Source organism: Mesorhizobium sp. RCAM 05099, assembly GCF_059683685.1.
Genome location: NZ_CM185035.1, coordinates 4,607,341 through 4,621,563, shown reverse-complemented (window position 1 = coordinate 4,621,563; position 14,223 = coordinate 4,607,341). Strand labels below are relative to the sequence as shown.

Below are 14,223 nucleotides of genomic sequence, written 5' to 3'. Positions count from 1 at the left end.
CGATTACTGGATCGTATCGATGGCACTGGTCGACGAGCCGAAGTCGCCAAGGGTGCGGAACGACAGGTTGAAGCCGATGCTCTGCGTCACCTCCCTGGTATTCAGGTCGCGCGACTGCGAATACGTCATCAGATAGGTGAAGCAGGAATCGTTGTAGGCGAAGCCGACGCCGTCCTTGACCAGCAGGCTTTCCTGCAGATCGTAGGTTCCGGTCCCGAAGACGCGCCAGTTCTCGGCAAGGTGCGTGGAAGCGCCGAGCGTGACTTCGTGACGGTCGGTTGTGAAACCGTAGAGTGGCTGGGCCTGGATGAAGGCGTATTTGGCGCTCAGCGACACCGGAAGGCCGGAATAGGCGGCCTTCACCTCGGCGCGGCGAATCTCGAAGGTCTGTTCGTCGAAACGGCCGCTGACCGAGGCCGCGAACCCGTTGGGGCTGTTGACGCCAATCAGGCCGACATAGTCGGACTTGGTGGTTTCGAGGCCCGAATAGGCGCCGACATTGACCAGATCCGGCGCCGCGAAAGAGTTCTCGCCGCCAAGCTGATAGGACTGGCCGAAAATGGCGTTGGTGCCCCAGCCATTGATGTAGGAGCCCGAATAGCGCAGGCCGACATTGGCGCGCGAACCGCCTTCGACACGGTCGTACCCGGAGAACTTGTCGCGTTCGAACAGGGTGGTCGCGTCGAAGACCATGCTCTGGGCGTCTTCGTTCGGCACGGCAAGACCGCCGACATATTGCTCGTTCGGGCGCACAAAGACCTGCGCCATCGGCTCGATAACATGGCTGGACCCGCTGGCCATGGAGAACAGTAGTGGCCAACGCATCTCAAGGCCGGCTGTTGCCATGTAACGGGCAAACGACGAGCGCATATCGTCCTGCTCGCCCAGATTCGTCGCCATCTGGTTGATGGCGGCGAGCGAAGCCGAGGAGGCGTTGAGGTAGTCGACGTCGCCCTGCAGTGCCAGCAACGGCGTCACCACCAGCCCATCATCGGTGACGAATGTCCGCTTCCATTCGGCCTCAGCGGTCAGACGTCCGGATTCGCCTTCAATGCCGCGCACGCGCTGCGTGCCTGAAGCGGGCACGTAAGGGGTGAAATAGGTTTGATCGAGTTCATCGCGGTGGATGACCCGCGAATTGACATTGAGCGACAGCTGGCCACCCGCCACCGAGACGTCGGGGATATAGGCATAGTCGAGCGATGGCAGCACCCAGGGCTGCTGGCCGTTTCGCGCGGCGGCTTTGTTGTTGAGCGTATCCTCTTGCACCTCGAAGTGCATTGCGCGCACGTCGAAATAATTGCGCCCATTGAGACCCGTCAGGTAGACCGACGATTGGTGGACGGCGGCATTGTACTTGTCGATGTTGTAGGTGTTCGAGAAGTTCTTGTCGGTCTGCAGCAGCACGTCCCAGCCGAAATTCCAGCGCGAATTGATCGCGAACTGGCCCTGGGTGCCCATCATGCCGCGGAATTTGTTTGGGTCGCCCGCCGCGCCCGAATCGACGTTGTGACCGGCGCTGTCGATGAAGGCATCGGGATCCTGCTGCTGAATCCCGGCGATCTTCAGACTGTACTCGCCATTGTTGAAACGTTGGCGCCATTCGGCCTCGCCGAGGAAGCCCTGCTTGGTGTAGCCACTGCCCGTCACGGTCAGGTCGTATGTCGGCGCAAGTGCGAGATAGTAGGGGATCTTAACGCCGACGCCGAGGTCGCTTTTGTAGACGATGCTGGGGATCAGGAAGCCGCTCTTGCGCTTCACCGTCGGGTCGGCAATCTCGAACGCAGGCAGGTAGGCGAGCGGGAAGCCGAAGAATTCGAAATTCGCGTTCTCGAAGCGAACCGTCTTCTTCTCGCCGTTCCAGATGATCTTCCTGGCCTTGACACGCCAGGTCGGCGCTTTGTCGGGCTTGTCCTCGCACGGTTCGCAGGCGGTGTAGACGCCATTGTGGAACGTCGTCAGCACGCCGCCCATGCGCTCGGCGCTTTCGGCGGCGAAATAGGCCTTGTCGATGGTTTCGACACGCAGCGCGTTGACGAAGCCGTCGGCAAAATCATCGGTGATGTCGATATGCTCGGAATTGATCTTTGTGCCGTCGCTGTTGACGACTTCGACATTGCCGCTCGCGACCATCCGTTTGGTGTTGCGGTTGTATTCGACCCTCTGGGCGACAAGGCGATTGCCGCCATAGTCGATCTGCACGCCACCAACGGCGGTCACGGTCTGGTTGTCGTTGTTGTAGACCAGCGTATCGGCCGCCAGCAGCATCTGCGAGCCGGACGGAACCTTGGTCGCCAAGTCGCCAACGTCCTGCGCAAGCGCCGGCAGCGGGACACCGCAGGCAAGCAGGCACGCCAAGGCGCTCGCCGCATAAAGGCGCGCCAAACCGTCCCGCCTGCTACTGGGCAAAAACGCCTCCCTCACTAGCCGTCTTCCTTGTATAGCAGGAAAGTCACCCCGAAGAACATAGCCACGACGACTGGCACCCAGGCGGCTACGACAGTCGGCACAAACCCCGCAACGCCGAATGCCTTCACCAGCACCGAAACGACATAAAGCAGAAACCCGGCGATGATGCCACCCAGAATCATCGTCGCTGACTGCCCCATCCTAGCAAATCGCATTGAAACTGTTGCCGCAATCAGCGTCATGGCGACGAGAAGGAACGGCAACGCCACCAGCGAATCAAACTGCATGGCAAAGGCATTTGCCTTGAGGCCGAAGGAGCGGGCAACCTCGATCTTTCCGGGCAGTTCATAGAACGGGATGGTTTCTGGGCGCGCCAGCCGTTCCTGCACGAATTCAGGCTTTAGGTTGGTCGGCACGCGATCGCTTGCCGATGGCTGGATGGTGCCGTTCTTGAAGGTCTTGACGTCCTGCAGATCCCAATAGCCGTCGCGCAGGAAGGCGCGCGCCGCGTCCTTGCGCTCGACGATGTCGCCTTGCGGGTCGAGAATGAAAAAGACGGCATCGGCCATCTCCAGTCCCTGGTTGAGGATGGCCCGCGCCCCGATGATGGTGTCTCCGGAACTGGTTTTCTGCCGGATCCACGGTGCGGCATCGGCCGAAACCGTGTTCGATTTGCCGGAACGCAGTTGGGTCTCGATCTGCTCGGACCACGAAAAGGCGTGCGCGGCGAGCGGATTGATGATGCCGACCGACAGCACGCCGAACAGCAACGCTCCGATGCAGCATGGCAACAGGAACTGCCAGGCGGAAACGCCGGCGGAGCGCGCGATGACCAGCTCATACCGTCGGTTGAGCGACACCAGCGTCGCCATTGCCGAGAAGAGACCGACGAACGGCACCGTCTGCAGCATGATCATCGGCATCCGGAGCGCCGAAATGGCCACCGCGGTCCCATAGGTGAAGCCGGGCAGGCCAGTCGTGCGGCCGGAGAGCTCGGTGAAATCGATCAGGAACACCAGCGCCAGCAGGCCGATGAAGAACCAGATGGTGATCGTCACATAGCGGAAGAAGAAATAGCGGCCCAGTGTCCAGCCCATCAGCTGACCCCTTGCCCTGAAGTGCCACGCGTGAACAAGCGTAGTTTGATGGCATTCCAGCCGTCACCGAAGCGGGTGGCGAAGTTTGTCATCCAGTCCGCCCAGGCCACCGGCAGTTCCATGGTCCGGTTGGAGACGATGAACCAGATCGCCACCGCGGACGCCACGATGGGCACGCCATAGACCATATAGGCGTATTGCGGGATTTCATCGGCCTTGCTGGCGGCAAAGAAGCCCAGCCAGCGCACGAACAGCGCTATTGTAATGGCCGTGATCAGCGGATTGACGCGCGCCTCGCGATGCGAGCGGGCGTCTCCGGCGACGGCGAGCGCGATGAGCGCGAAGACCATGGAATAGGTCCATTCCGAAAACCGCTGGTCGATCTCGGCCCGGTATTCGTTGGGGCGTTGCTGAAAATTCTTGTCGTTGGCGCTCGGGTTGAGCAGGTACTGGGTCGTCTGGTCCTTCGGCAGCAGCGTCACCGCCGAAGCCGCCGCCATGAAGGCCGACATGTCGAAGGCATAGGAGGTGAACCGGATGACCGAAAGGTCGCCGGTCAGCGTTTTGCGGTGGATGACGCCGTCATTCATCATCAACACCTTTTCGCCGCCGCGCTCGACGATGCTGCCGGTCTTGGCGTAGTAGACGAGGTTGACCCCTTCCTCACGCGAATCCGCGACGAAGATGCCGCCCAGACGATTGTCGGGAAGCCGTTCGCCGATCTGCAGGAACAGTCCGTCCTCGATCTTGCGGAAGGTGCCTTCCTGGATGATCAGCGACAACAGATCGGCCCGTGATGACGCCACCAGGGCCCGGTTTTTCTGACGTGCGTAGGGGTCGATGCCGTTGTCGACGGCAAAGGAAAAGACGCTGGCCGCGAGCGCCAGCAGCATGATCGGCCGCACGATCGTCCAGCGCGAGGCGCCTGAAGCGTTGACGACGGCGAGCTCCGAATCCGAATTCATGGCGCTGAGTGTCTGTGCGACCGCCACCACCAGCGCGAAAGGCACGACGATCGGGATGATCGAGGGAAGGATGAGGGCGGCGACCTCGAAGAAGGTCAGCGCCGACTGGCCGCTGTCGGTGACCAGGTCGATCTTTGCCAGCACCTGCGTCGTCCACACGATGGCCAGCGTCCACACAAGCGCTGCCATGAAGACCACGAAAGCGCGGCGCATGATGTAGCGTTCAATGACCTTCATGAAGGCTTTTCTCGATTTTTTCGAACGGCATCATGCCACCGCACAAGGGTAGCTGTCCGGCGACGCCTGCACAACTGGCTCCATGAGATGGTCGAACCGGTTCCTGTCCCAGATCACGCCCCCGGTGGGCCGGAGTGTCGGCGGGAATGGATAAGAAAGGGAGAACATCGATGGTTAACAACAAGTTGCGGCAAGATGCGGGGCCGTGCCGCGACGAATCGCCATCGATTCCGTTGGTGATATGGGGTGCGAATTTGGCAAAGTCTTGCCAAATGCCGGAAAACGACCAAATGTCGCGCATCGCTTCACACAGCTTCCCCTCGAGCCAAGCCTTCCCGACAAGCTACGCATTCCCCGAAAGCAGGACATGATGAATCAAAGACCGACGATCGCCTTCGCCAGATTTTCCGCACCCAGGAAGGGCAGCGTCTTCGTGCTGTCGGCGGATGAGGGCGGCCTGAGCGACGCCGCCAAGGCTTGCGATCCCGGCAGGACGCTGGAGCGGGCCTTTCCGGTGGCGGAGTTCACGGGCAAGTTCGCCGGCGTCGTGGAAGTGCTGGCACCCGAAGCAACCTCGCTCGACAGGCTTGTCGCCATCGGCGCCGGCAAGGTGTCGGGGCTCGACGACTATGCCTGGCTGAAGCTCGGCGGCACCATCGCCGCGTCGCTGCGCAAGTCGACCGATGTGGCCGTGGTGCTCGATCTGGTTGGCGCCTCGCCGAGCGGCAAGGACGCGGCAAGCCTTGCCGCCGGCATTCTTCTGCGCAGCTATGCCTTCGACAAGTACAAGACCAGGAAGGACAAGGACGACGGCAAGGCGGAGTTGAAGAAGCCGGTCAAGATAACCATCCAAACCGCCGATCCGACCGCTGCGAAAAAGGCCTTCACCGATGCGGAGGCCGTGATCGACGGCGTGCTTCTGGCGCGCGACCTCGTCAACGAACCGGCAAACGTGCTGGGGCCTGTTGAGTTCGCCGCCCGCGCCAAGGAACTCGAGGCGCTCGGCGTCAAGGTCGAAATCCTCGCCGAGAAGGAGATGAAGAAGCTCGGCATGGGCTCGCTGCTTGGCGTCGCGCAAGGCTCGCCGCGCGGCGCCCGCATGGCGATCATGCAGTGGAATGGCGGCAAACCTAAGGACAGCCCGGTCGCGTTCATTGGCAAGGGCGTCACATTCGACACCGGCGGCAATTCGATGAAGCCGGCCTCGGGCATGGAAGACATGAAGGGCGACATGGGCGGCGCGGCAGCCGTCACCGGCCTGATGCACGCGTTGGCTGCTCGCAAGGCGAAAGCCAACGTCGTCGGTATCATCGGCCTGGTGGAAAACGCGGTCGACGGCCATGCCCAGCGCCCCGGCGATATCGTCACGTCCATGTCGGGCCAGACCATCGAGGTGCTCAACACCGACGCGGAAGGCCGCCTCGTTCTGGCCGATGCGCTGTGGTACTGCAACGACCGTTTCCAGCCGAAATTCATGGTCAACCTGGCGACGCTGACCGGCGCCATCATGGTGGCGCTCGGCCAGCACTATGCCGGCCTGTTTTCCAACAATGACGATCTGGCGGAAAAGCTGACGGCGGCGGGGCAGGCAACGCAGGAGCGGTTGTGGCGCATGCCGCTCGGCACCGAATATGACAAGCTGATCGATTCCAAGAACGCCGACATGAAGAACATTGGCGGTCGCTATGGCGGCGCCATCATCGCGGCGCAATTCCTGCAGCGCTTCGTCAAGGATACGCCATGGGCGCATCTCGACATAGCCGGCACGGCGATGGGGTCGCCGTCGAACGAGATCAACCAGTCCTGGGGTTCGGGTTTCGGCGTCAGGCTGCTCGACCGGCTGGTGCGTGACAATTATGAACAGTGAGCGGGGTCAACCGGTATAGACTGAAGCGATGGCCGACGTCCTCTTCTACCATCTGACCGAATCAACGCTGGAAGATGCGCTGCCCGGTCTGCTCGAGCGCAGCATCGACCGTGGTTGGCGTGTCGTGGTGCAGACCGGCACGGAAGAGCGCCGCGACGCGCTCGACCAGCATCTGTGGACCTTTCGGGACGATTCGTTCCTCGCCCACGCGACCGATCGAGAGGCTTATCCCGGCGAACAGCCGATCCTGTTGACCACCGGCGACGGCAACCCGAACGAAGCAAAGATAAGGTTTCTGGTCGACGGCGCCATGCCGCCCGAGCTTGGCGGCTATGAGCGCGCCGTGTTCCTGTTCGACGGCCACGACGCCGCCCAGGTCGAGGCGGCCCGTGGACACTGGAAGACGATGAAGGACGCCCGCCACGCGGTGACTTACTGGCAGCAGACGCCTGATCGCCGCTGGGAGCGCAAGGCGTAGGCAGCGGCACTTCTTGACGTCACGGGATTCGACAAGACATTCGGGCGGTCTCGACATACTGCTGGACAAGATGGAATCGGCGCGTTGCTAGACGAAATGGAACTGCGCAACGGACCAATACAAGCTGGTTGTCCGGCAAGGTGCGATTACAAGGTGACGTTCTGAATGCGCTTTCTGTTTGTCCTGATCCTGCTCGCCGGCACTGGCATCGGTGTCATCTATCCCTGGGCGATGACCAATTTCTCCGGTCATGAGATCGGCACCTGGCGGGTCTACGAGCAAGGTCGGTTCAAGCCGCTGACGGTGCCGCTGTCTGGCCGCGACGCGCCGGTGCGGGTGTTGGTCGACCTGACCGCCAGGGCCGAGCGCATCGTTTCGCAGCAGCGCACGGTGCTGACTCTGACCGCCGCCACCAATGGCCGAACGGTGCTCGCCTCGACGCTGCAGTTCAACCATTCCGACAATCCGCGCCAGGCCAGCCCGCAACTGCCCGACAAGATTTTTCGCGATGAGGCCGGCCTGATAGCGGCCGTCAGCCCCGGCCCCTACATTTTCACAGTCGGCCCAGGCGACGCTGAGGACATCCCGATGCGGGCGGTCGACCTCATCCTGCGCTCCGGTGTCGGCGAGATCGACGGCCGCGCGCGGCCGGTCGGCTTTTCGCTGATGGCCGCCGGTCTGATTGGGCTGGTGCTGGCCATGCGCTTTGGTGGCCGCGGCGGCCGGCCGGAAAATCCGAACTCGCAGCCGCCACCGCCACGCTGGGGCAGGGGTTCCGCTTGAATTATCGCCACGCCTACCACGCCGGAAATTTTGCAGACGTCGTCAAGCATGTCGTGCTGACGCGGTTGCTGGAATATCTGAAGCAGAAGGACAAGGCGTTTCGCGTCATCGACACCCATGCCGGCATCGGGCGCTACGATCTGTCGTCGGTCGAAGCGCAGAAGACCGGAGAGTGGCGAGGCGGCATCGGCCGGCTGATCGATGCTTCGTTCGACGCGGCGGCGGCGGCGCTGCTCGCGCCCTATCTCGAGGCAGTTCGGTCGCTCAACCCTGATGGCGGGGTGAAGAGATATCCGGGCTCGCCGTTGATCGCGCGGCATCTCATGCGCAAGCAGGACCGGCTGTCGGCGATCGAGCTGCATCCCAAGGATGCCGCGAGGCTGAGGACGGAATTCGGCGGCGATTTCCAGACGAGGGTGATGGAACTCGACGGCTGGCTGGCGCTCGGGGCGCATCTGCCGCCGAAGGAAAAGCGCGGCCTAGTGCTGATCGATCCGCCCTTCGAGGAAGCGGGCGAATTCGACCGTCTCGTCGATGGGCTCGAAAGGGCGCACAAGCGGTGGCCCGGCGGCATTTATGCGCTGTGGTATCCGATCAAGGACCGCCGGGCGATCATCGCCTTCAGAAAGTCGCTAAAGCAGTCCGGCATCCCCAAGCTGCTCGACATAGAATTCGAGATCAGGCCGTCTTCGACCGAACCAAGCCTCGACGGCAGCGGCATGGTGGTGGTCAACCCGCCATTCACGCTGGAAGGCGAGCTGCGAACTGTGCTGCCGGCACTGCACAAATTGCTTGTCGTGGAAAAGCCGGCGCATTGGTCTCTCGACTGGCTGGCCGGCGAGTAAGGTCGCGGCGGCCATGCGAGGCAATGAACGACGGCGGACGCGAAAAAGCCCGCGTTCCGGAGGGGGCGGGAAGGCGGGCTTTTTTACGGCCCAGGGCTTGCGCTCTCGTGGGTCCAGCCAACAACGTGCGGGAGCCCTTTCGGTTCCACGCAAGCTCGGCTTGGCCAAAAGCCGTTTCCGGCTGGGAAACCATCGTCGATGCAACCGCTTGACCGCCGCCAAGCGAATCCGCACAGTGCGCGCAACCGACCTTGAGAGGCTGCCATGACTCGCTTCGCCAAATCCGCCCTTGCTGCCCTGATTTCGCTATGCACCCCGCTTGCCGCGCCTCTCGGCGTCACCCAGTCCGTGCAGGCGGCCGACCTTGCCGTCTATTCCGAGGACGATGGCGGCATCTGCGGTCAGAACTGGGTGCTCAACAAGATCACCAGCCGCTTCTCTTACCAGGTGCATCACGTGCCGCATCTGCCTGACGTGCAGATCACCGATTTTCACCGCATCCATCAACACCGCTATCTGCCGGCCAATGAGGCCTGGCCGATCGGCCGCCGCTACTGCGGCGCCACCGTCAGCCTCTCCGACGGCCGCGACCGCGCCATCTGGTACCTGATCGAGGAAGGGCAGGGCTTTGCCTCGATCGGCGACAATGTCGAATTCTGCGTCTCGGGCTTCGACCGCTGGATGGTCTACAACGGGCGCTGCCGCGTCCTGCGCTGAGCGCGTTTTTCCCTTCCCGATCCCTTGTCGCGCCCGCGGCTGGATAGGCCGCGGGCGCTTTTTTGTGCCGTGTTGACAGAGGATGCGATCTGTCGCATGGTGATGAGACAGACCTGTCTCATCACCTGTGAGCGCCATGACATCGTCGCCTGCTTCCGACAAACGCCAGCACGTCGTAGAAACAGCCTACGCGCTGTTCAAGCGCGCCGGTTTCCATGCCACAGGCATCGACCGGATCATTGCCGAGGCCGATGTGGCCAAGATGACGATGTATCGCCACTTCCCCAGCAAGGACGAATTGATCGTCGAGGTGCTCGACTATCGCGCCAGGCGTTTTGACCGCCAGCTCGACCGGCTTGCTGAGGAGGGCACCACACCAGAGCAGAAGATCGCAAAAATCCTCGACTGGCACGAGCGCTGGTTCCGCGGCCCGGATTTCCACGGCTGCCTGTTTGCGCATGCGCTGGCCGAGTTCGGCGATCCCCAGCATCCGGTGTTCAAGGCAGCCGCCAGACAGAAGGACGGCCTCAGACGACGCATGCAGTCGATCCTTGCGGATGTGATGCCGCGCGGACGGGCGGAGAGCGCGGCGGCGGCACTGTTGATGCTGATCGAAGGGGCAACCCTGATGGCGCAGATGGGGCAGGCGGACACCGCCATTCGCGACGCCCGCAAGGCCGCCCTGGCCGTCATTGCCGCCTCGCGCAGGCCGCAATGAGCCCGCTGGTCATCGGGCTGGCGCTCTTTGCCGCAATCTTGCACGCAAGCTGGAACGCCTTCCTGCGAACGGGGGCCGATAGGTTGTGGACCGTCACCGTCATGAGCTTTTCCAGCACGGCGCTCGCCATTCCCTTCGCCATCTTTCATGCCCTTCCGGCTGCACCGGCCTGGCCCTATGTCGTGCTCTCGGCCTGCCTTCAGGTCGGCTACAGCGTGTTTCTGGTGGCCGCCTACAGATATGGCGAGCTGGGGCAGGTCTACCCGATCGTTCGCGGCAGCGTGCCGCTGCTTGTAACACTCGGCGGTTTTTTCCTCGCCAACCAGCAGCTCACCCTGCCGCAAACCGTCGGCGTCGCTCTGGTCGCCGGCGGCATCATGGGACTTTCGCTCGGAAGAGGCAGAGCCGCCACCACATCGATACTCTATGCACTGGCAACGGGAGCGATCATCGCCGCCTATGCCACGGTCGATGCGATCGGCGTTCGCGCGGCGGGCAATGCCGGGGCCTATACCTCCTGGGTCCTGCTGATCTACGGCGCCTTGCTGCCGGCGACCTTCGTTGCCTGTCGTGGCAGGCTCACTGTTGACTTGCGGGCGCCGGAAACCTGGAAGGCGCTGGGTGGCGGCCTGTTCGCGCTTCTGGCCTATGGTGTCGTGGTCGCCGCCTTCGCTCTGGGGCCAGCCGGCCCCATCACCGCGATCCGCGAGACCAGTGTCGTGTTCGCTGCCTTCATCGGGCGCCTGTTTCTCGGCGAGATGCTGACGCCCCGGCGGGTCGGCGCCTGCGCCATCGTCGCGCTCGGCGCTATCTGTCTCGGCTATCAGCCGTGACAAAAATGCACGCGCCCGTCGGTATGGGCAGCAGCTCCGCCAGGATCGACAATGGCCTGCTTGCGATACTCGCGGTCGCCGTGGGCCTGACCGTCGCCAACCTGCGTGTTCGGCGCGGCATCCGCCGCGATCGCGCTGTTGCTGTCGCGAAAACGATGATCTTTCCGGCTATCGCCGGCAGCCAAACCGGCTAATCTGAGCACCCGAGAGCAACACATCACTTTCGGGAGTCTTCATGGACCTTGCAACCATCCTTGCCTTCGCGGCCGCCTTCTTCGTGTTCGCCGCCAGCCCCGGCCCTGACAACATGACGATCGTCGCTCGCACGATCTCCGGCGGCGCCGCGTCCGGCGTCGCCTATGGCGCGGGCACCGTGGTTGGCATCCTCGTCTTTCTCATTCTCGCCGCCTTCGGCCTGTCGATCATCGCCGCCAAGATGGCGATCGTCATGACAGCACTGCGCTATGGTGGAGCGGCCTACCTGATCTGGATGGGCATCAGGCTGTGGACGGCCGTGCCCGTCGTGCCGGACCTGCAGCCCATCTCCGACCGGCGCGGCTTGTTGACGATCTTCGCCACCGGCATAGCCCTCAATCTCGGCAATCCGAAAATGCCGCTGTTCTATGTGGCGCTGCTGCCGAACGTGGTCGGTGCGTCGCTTGACGTTGATCATCTCGGCGTATTGACGATGGTGATCCCGGCCGTCGAGGTCGTGGTGATCGGTGGCCATGTCATCCTCGCCGGTCGCGCCCGCAGTCTGCTCCGGACGCCCAGGATTGTGCGCCGGGTCAACCGTGCGGCGGGTGGTGTGATGATCGGCGCCGGCGTTGCCGTGGTCGTCACGCGCTGACAGGTACCGCTGGTCGCCGCTTATTTGCCGCGCGGCCTAGGCCTGATCGAGAAGCTTGCGCAGAAAGGCAACGTGACCGCGGAACGCGCGCCGTCCGGCCGTCGTCGCCTTGACGCGCGTCTGCGGCCGGCGCCCAACGAACAGCTTTTCGACGTCGACATAGCCAACCCTTGCGAGCGTATCGATATGTGCGCCGAGATTGCCGTCAGTGACGTTCACCATAGCCTTCAGCCGGGTGAACTCCAGCGCCTCGCGTCTTTCCAGTGTGTTCAGGGCGGCCATGATCCTGAGTCGCGTGCTCTGGTGGATGATTTCGTCGGCGCCCATCATTTGGCTCCGGCGCGGCGGGGCCGGAGACCGTCGCCGACGCGGCCGCATCCATGGGGCCCCGCCTCGGCGATCTCGGGCAGCGATAGCGCTTGCTCTTGTGCGATCGACATCGAAGCACTCCTGTATTTTGTGCAGAATACTCTGCAATGTAGAGTTATCTGTCAATCCGCACCCGAGCGGATGATGGGATCGCGCTTGACAAGGTGGTGGCGCGATCGGCCATCGCATTGCTCTCGTGATCTGTGTAAATCGTCCACTTGCACAAGACGAACATGTCGATAAACAGCAGGTCATGATCCCCACCATCGAAGATCAAGACGCAAGGCCGCTCGCTTATCTTCGCAGCTTCGCGGAGAGATCGGTCTGACAGGGCGCGCAGAATGTCGGTGACGGAATGCGGCAATAATCAAAGATCAGCAACGCATCTTTGCGATGGTCAGCATGATCGTGCGCCCTTCGTAACCAAAACTTAATCTGCAAAAATCAGTGTATTGCTTCGCTGGCTAGAGAGCCGCGAGTCAGATATGCATTCCCCGCCGAGGTCATTCACGGCCGTCGGCGTAACGCAAGGGGCATGATATGGCGAAGCAGTCGTCTAAGGCGCCGGCATCCAAGACACCGGCAAAGAAAGCACCCGTGAAAGCAGCGACGGCGAAGGTCGCCGTAGCAGTGAAAAAAGCAGCGCCTGCGAAGGCTGCGGCGAAGCCGGCGGCGAAGGCCGCACCGGCGAAGAAGCCCGCAGCCAAGGCCGCGGCAAAACCGGCGGTGAAGAAGGCGGCACCCGCGAAGGCAGCGGCGAAGCCGGCGGCCAAGGCAGCACCGGCCAAGAAGCCTGCGGCCAAGGCAGCGGCGAAGCCCGCGGCCAAGAAGGCAGCGCCCGCGAAGGCGGCGGCAAAGCCTGCGGCCAAGGCAGCGCCGGCCAAGAAGGCGGCAGCGGCGGCAACCAAGCCCGCCGTGAAGAAAGCCGCGGCACCCAGGGCCAAGGCAGCACCGGCAAAGGCGAAGGCGCCGGCCAAGAAGTAGACCAGGCCTTGTTGGAGCGGTGCGTGTCCTGCTGGACGCGCGGAGAACGCTCCGGCACTTGCGAGCGGCGCATGATCATTCCGGAAACCGGGACCGGTTTTCGGGCCATGCGCGGGACGTGGGGGAAGGGAGTCAGGGCAGCAAAGCGAGGCGCCGGACAGGTCGCCTCGCTTGCTCGCACGGCTTGGGTTTCTTTGCGCCTGGTCGTGAAACGAATGCCCCGTTGCGAGGTCGGGGCTGCGAGAGATTGAGAAGCAGGTCGGATGCTCCGCTCTGCTCCGGTTCTTCTCGCTCCGCGTGGATCGCGCATCCGTCCCTAGCCAGGTCGCAATGGTCATGGCAGGAAACCGCCACCGGTTTTCTGGCAGCTGGTTTTCTGTCGCCTGGCCATTGCCGGGGCAACCGTTCCCGGTTGACAGTGCCGGTCGGCAAACAGGAATCCAATCATGCCCAGACTTCTCTACGCCTCTTCCTCACCCTACAGTTCCAAGGTACGCATGGCCGCGGTCTATGCCGGCATTGCCATCGAGGCGGTACCGGTCAAGACCGACGACAAACCGGCGGTGCTGATCGAGGCCAACCCGCTCGGCAAGATCCCGGTGCTGGTGCTGGATGACGGCCGTTCGATCCATGACAGCCGTGCCATTACCCAGCATCTCAACCGTTTGTCGAAGAACGCGCTGTTTCCGCGCAACCCCGACAAGCGGCTAGAGGCGGAAGTGCTGGAGGCACTGGCCGACGGCATCTGTGACTGCGCGCTGTCGATGGTCTATGAACGGCGGACACGGCCTGAGGAGATGGTCTATCAGCCATGGCTCGACCGCCAATGGGCGAAGATCACGCAGGCACTCGACCTGCTCAACGCCAACCCGCCGAAGCTGCCGAAGAAGGTCACCGTCGGCCAGATGGCGTTACGCGCCTGCCTTGGCTATCTCTCATTACGCTTCGCCGGGAAATGGGAAAAGGGTCGCGCCCGACTGACGCGGTGGGCAGCGCGCTTCGACGAGAAGTTTCCCGAGCTCAAGCCTTGCATTCCCGGGTGACCGATCGCCCGCGTGAGTGGTCGGACAT

At 62.8% G+C, this 14,223-nt stretch carries 16 protein-coding genes; 11 read left to right on the top strand and 5 right to left on the bottom strand.

The genetic code is table 11. The features are described from left to right. Positions 1 to 3: 3 nt before the first annotated feature. The 4 genes from AC56QQ_RS23005 to AC56QQ_RS22990 are packed head-to-tail and all read right to left on the bottom strand — an operon-like array spanning position 4 to position 5,009. The gene (locus AC56QQ_RS23005) at positions 4 to 2,424 is read right to left on the bottom strand and encodes an LPS-assembly protein LptD (protein WP_489860630.1); all 2,421 of its coding nucleotides are present in this window, start codon (positions 2,422 to 2,424) and stop codon (positions 4 to 6) included. Continuing rightward, complete coding sequence (gene lptG / locus AC56QQ_RS23000) at positions 2,424 to 3,509, bottom strand: LPS export ABC transporter permease LptG (RefSeq protein WP_497129101.1); 1,086 nt, start codon at positions 3,507 to 3,509, stop codon at positions 2,424 to 2,426. Before lptG ends, AC56QQ_RS23005 begins: the two co-directional genes overlap by 1 nt. Next, positions 3,506 to 4,708, bottom strand: coding sequence for an LPS export ABC transporter permease LptF (gene lptF / locus AC56QQ_RS22995; protein ID WP_489860631.1), 1,203 nt, complete (start codon positions 4,706 to 4,708; stop codon positions 3,506 to 3,508). The genes lptG and lptF overlap by 4 nt, the downstream gene beginning before the upstream one ends. Further along, positions 4,695 to 5,009: a hypothetical protein gene (locus AC56QQ_RS22990; protein WP_489860632.1), complete on the bottom strand. Its 315-nt coding sequence runs from the start codon at positions 5,007 to 5,009 to the stop codon at positions 4,695 to 4,697. The genes lptF and AC56QQ_RS22990 overlap by 14 nt, the downstream gene beginning before the upstream one ends. Positions 5,010 to 5,078: 69 nt before the next feature. On the opposite strand from AC56QQ_RS22990, the gene AC56QQ_RS22985 reads away from it, so the two are divergent. From AC56QQ_RS22985 to AC56QQ_RS22945, 9 genes are all read left to right on the top strand, one after another. Beyond that, positions 5,079 to 6,575 carry a leucyl aminopeptidase gene (locus tag AC56QQ_RS22985; RefSeq protein ID WP_497129099.1) on the top strand — a complete coding sequence of 499 codons (1,497 nt, stop codon included), beginning with the start codon at positions 5,079 to 5,081 and terminating at the stop codon, positions 6,573 to 6,575. 28 nt (positions 6,576 to 6,603) lie between these two features. Continuing rightward, positions 6,604 to 7,053: a DNA polymerase III subunit chi gene (locus AC56QQ_RS22980; protein ID WP_497123490.1), complete on the top strand. Its 450-nt coding sequence runs from the start codon at positions 6,604 to 6,606 to the stop codon at positions 7,051 to 7,053. A 165-nt stretch (positions 7,054 to 7,218) separates the two neighbouring features. Next, positions 7,219 to 7,836 (top strand): hypothetical protein, encoded by a 618-nt coding sequence (locus AC56QQ_RS22975; RefSeq protein ID WP_497123489.1) that lies wholly within the window; start codon positions 7,219 to 7,221, stop codon positions 7,834 to 7,836. After that, positions 7,833 to 8,681, top strand: coding sequence for a 23S rRNA (adenine(2030)-N(6))-methyltransferase RlmJ (locus AC56QQ_RS22970; protein ID WP_497123488.1), 849 nt, complete (start codon positions 7,833 to 7,835; stop codon positions 8,679 to 8,681). The genes AC56QQ_RS22975 and AC56QQ_RS22970 overlap by 4 nt, the downstream gene beginning before the upstream one ends. Before the next feature lie 264 nt (positions 8,682 to 8,945). Further along, positions 8,946 to 9,398: a hypothetical protein gene (locus tag AC56QQ_RS22965; protein WP_497123487.1), complete on the top strand. Its 453-nt coding sequence runs from the start codon at positions 8,946 to 8,948 to the stop codon at positions 9,396 to 9,398. A gap of 136 nt (positions 9,399 to 9,534) precedes the next feature. Then, complete coding sequence (locus AC56QQ_RS22960) at positions 9,535 to 10,116, top strand: TetR/AcrR family transcriptional regulator (protein ID WP_497123486.1); 582 nt, start codon at positions 9,535 to 9,537, stop codon at positions 10,114 to 10,116. Next, positions 10,113 to 10,949, top strand: coding sequence for an EamA family transporter (locus tag AC56QQ_RS22955; RefSeq protein WP_497123485.1), 837 nt, complete (start codon positions 10,113 to 10,115; stop codon positions 10,947 to 10,949). The genes AC56QQ_RS22960 and AC56QQ_RS22955 overlap by 4 nt, the downstream gene beginning before the upstream one ends. A 5-nt stretch (positions 10,950 to 10,954) precedes the next feature. After that, positions 10,955 to 11,143 carry a hypothetical protein gene (locus AC56QQ_RS22950; protein ID WP_497123484.1) on the top strand — a complete coding sequence of 63 codons (189 nt, stop codon included), beginning with the start codon at positions 10,955 to 10,957 and terminating at the stop codon, positions 11,141 to 11,143. Between the two features lie 41 nt (positions 11,144 to 11,184). Beyond that, positions 11,185 to 11,799, top strand: a complete 615-nt coding sequence (locus AC56QQ_RS22945; RefSeq protein ID WP_497123483.1) for a LysE family translocator — start codon at positions 11,185 to 11,187, stop codon at positions 11,797 to 11,799. Between the two features lie 36 nt (positions 11,800 to 11,835). Here the strand turns inward: AC56QQ_RS22945 and AC56QQ_RS22940 are convergent, their stop codons facing one another. Beyond that, positions 11,836 to 12,126, bottom strand: a complete 291-nt coding sequence (locus AC56QQ_RS22940) for a transcriptional regulator (RefSeq protein WP_497123482.1) — start codon at positions 12,124 to 12,126, stop codon at positions 11,836 to 11,838. Between the two features lie 639 nt (positions 12,127 to 12,765). On the opposite strand from AC56QQ_RS22940, the gene AC56QQ_RS22935 reads away from it, so the two are divergent. Together AC56QQ_RS22935 and AC56QQ_RS22930 are read left to right on the top strand one after the other, a co-directional pair. Further along, entirely contained in the window at positions 12,766 to 13,152 is a 387-nt protein-coding gene (locus AC56QQ_RS22935; RefSeq protein WP_497123481.1) for a hypothetical protein, read from the top strand. 446 nt (positions 13,153 to 13,598) lie between these two features. Continuing rightward, positions 13,599 to 14,195, top strand: a complete 597-nt coding sequence (locus tag AC56QQ_RS22930) for a glutathione S-transferase family protein (protein WP_497123480.1) — start codon at positions 13,599 to 13,601, stop codon at positions 14,193 to 14,195. The last annotated feature ends 28 nt before the right edge of the window (positions 14,196 to 14,223 follow it).

What these genes read in the sequence shown, in the direction of transcription:
- lptF (WP_489860631.1), bottom strand. Translation starts at nt 4,708, where the DNA reads ATGAAGGTCATTGAACGCTACATCATGCGCCGCGCTTTCGTGGTCTTC.
- AC56QQ_RS22990 (WP_489860632.1), bottom strand. Translation starts at nt 5,009, where the DNA reads ATGCGCGACATTTGGTCGTTTTCCGGCATTTGGCAAGACTTTGCCAAA.
- AC56QQ_RS22985 (WP_497129099.1), top strand. Translation starts at nt 5,079, where the DNA reads ATGAATCAAAGACCGACGATCGCCTTCGCCAGATTTTCCGCACCCAGG.
- AC56QQ_RS22980 (WP_497123490.1), top strand. Translation starts at nt 6,604, where the DNA reads ATGGCCGACGTCCTCTTCTACCATCTGACCGAATCAACGCTGGAAGAT.
- AC56QQ_RS22975 (WP_497123489.1), top strand. Translation starts at nt 7,219, where the DNA reads ATGCGCTTTCTGTTTGTCCTGATCCTGCTCGCCGGCACTGGCATCGGT.
- AC56QQ_RS22965 (WP_497123487.1), top strand. Translation starts at nt 8,946, where the DNA reads ATGACTCGCTTCGCCAAATCCGCCCTTGCTGCCCTGATTTCGCTATGC.
- AC56QQ_RS22960 (WP_497123486.1), top strand. Translation starts at nt 9,535, where the DNA reads ATGACATCGTCGCCTGCTTCCGACAAACGCCAGCACGTCGTAGAAACA.
- AC56QQ_RS22955 (WP_497123485.1), top strand. Translation starts at nt 10,113, where the DNA reads ATGAGCCCGCTGGTCATCGGGCTGGCGCTCTTTGCCGCAATCTTGCAC.
- AC56QQ_RS22950 (WP_497123484.1), top strand. Translation starts at nt 10,955, where the DNA reads ATGCACGCGCCCGTCGGTATGGGCAGCAGCTCCGCCAGGATCGACAAT.
- AC56QQ_RS22945 (WP_497123483.1), top strand. Translation starts at nt 11,185, where the DNA reads ATGGACCTTGCAACCATCCTTGCCTTCGCGGCCGCCTTCTTCGTGTTC.
- AC56QQ_RS22940 (WP_497123482.1), bottom strand. Translation starts at nt 12,126, where the DNA reads ATGGGCGCCGACGAAATCATCCACCAGAGCACGCGACTCAGGATCATG.
- AC56QQ_RS22930 (WP_497123480.1), top strand. Translation starts at nt 13,599, where the DNA reads ATGCCCAGACTTCTCTACGCCTCTTCCTCACCCTACAGTTCCAAGGTA.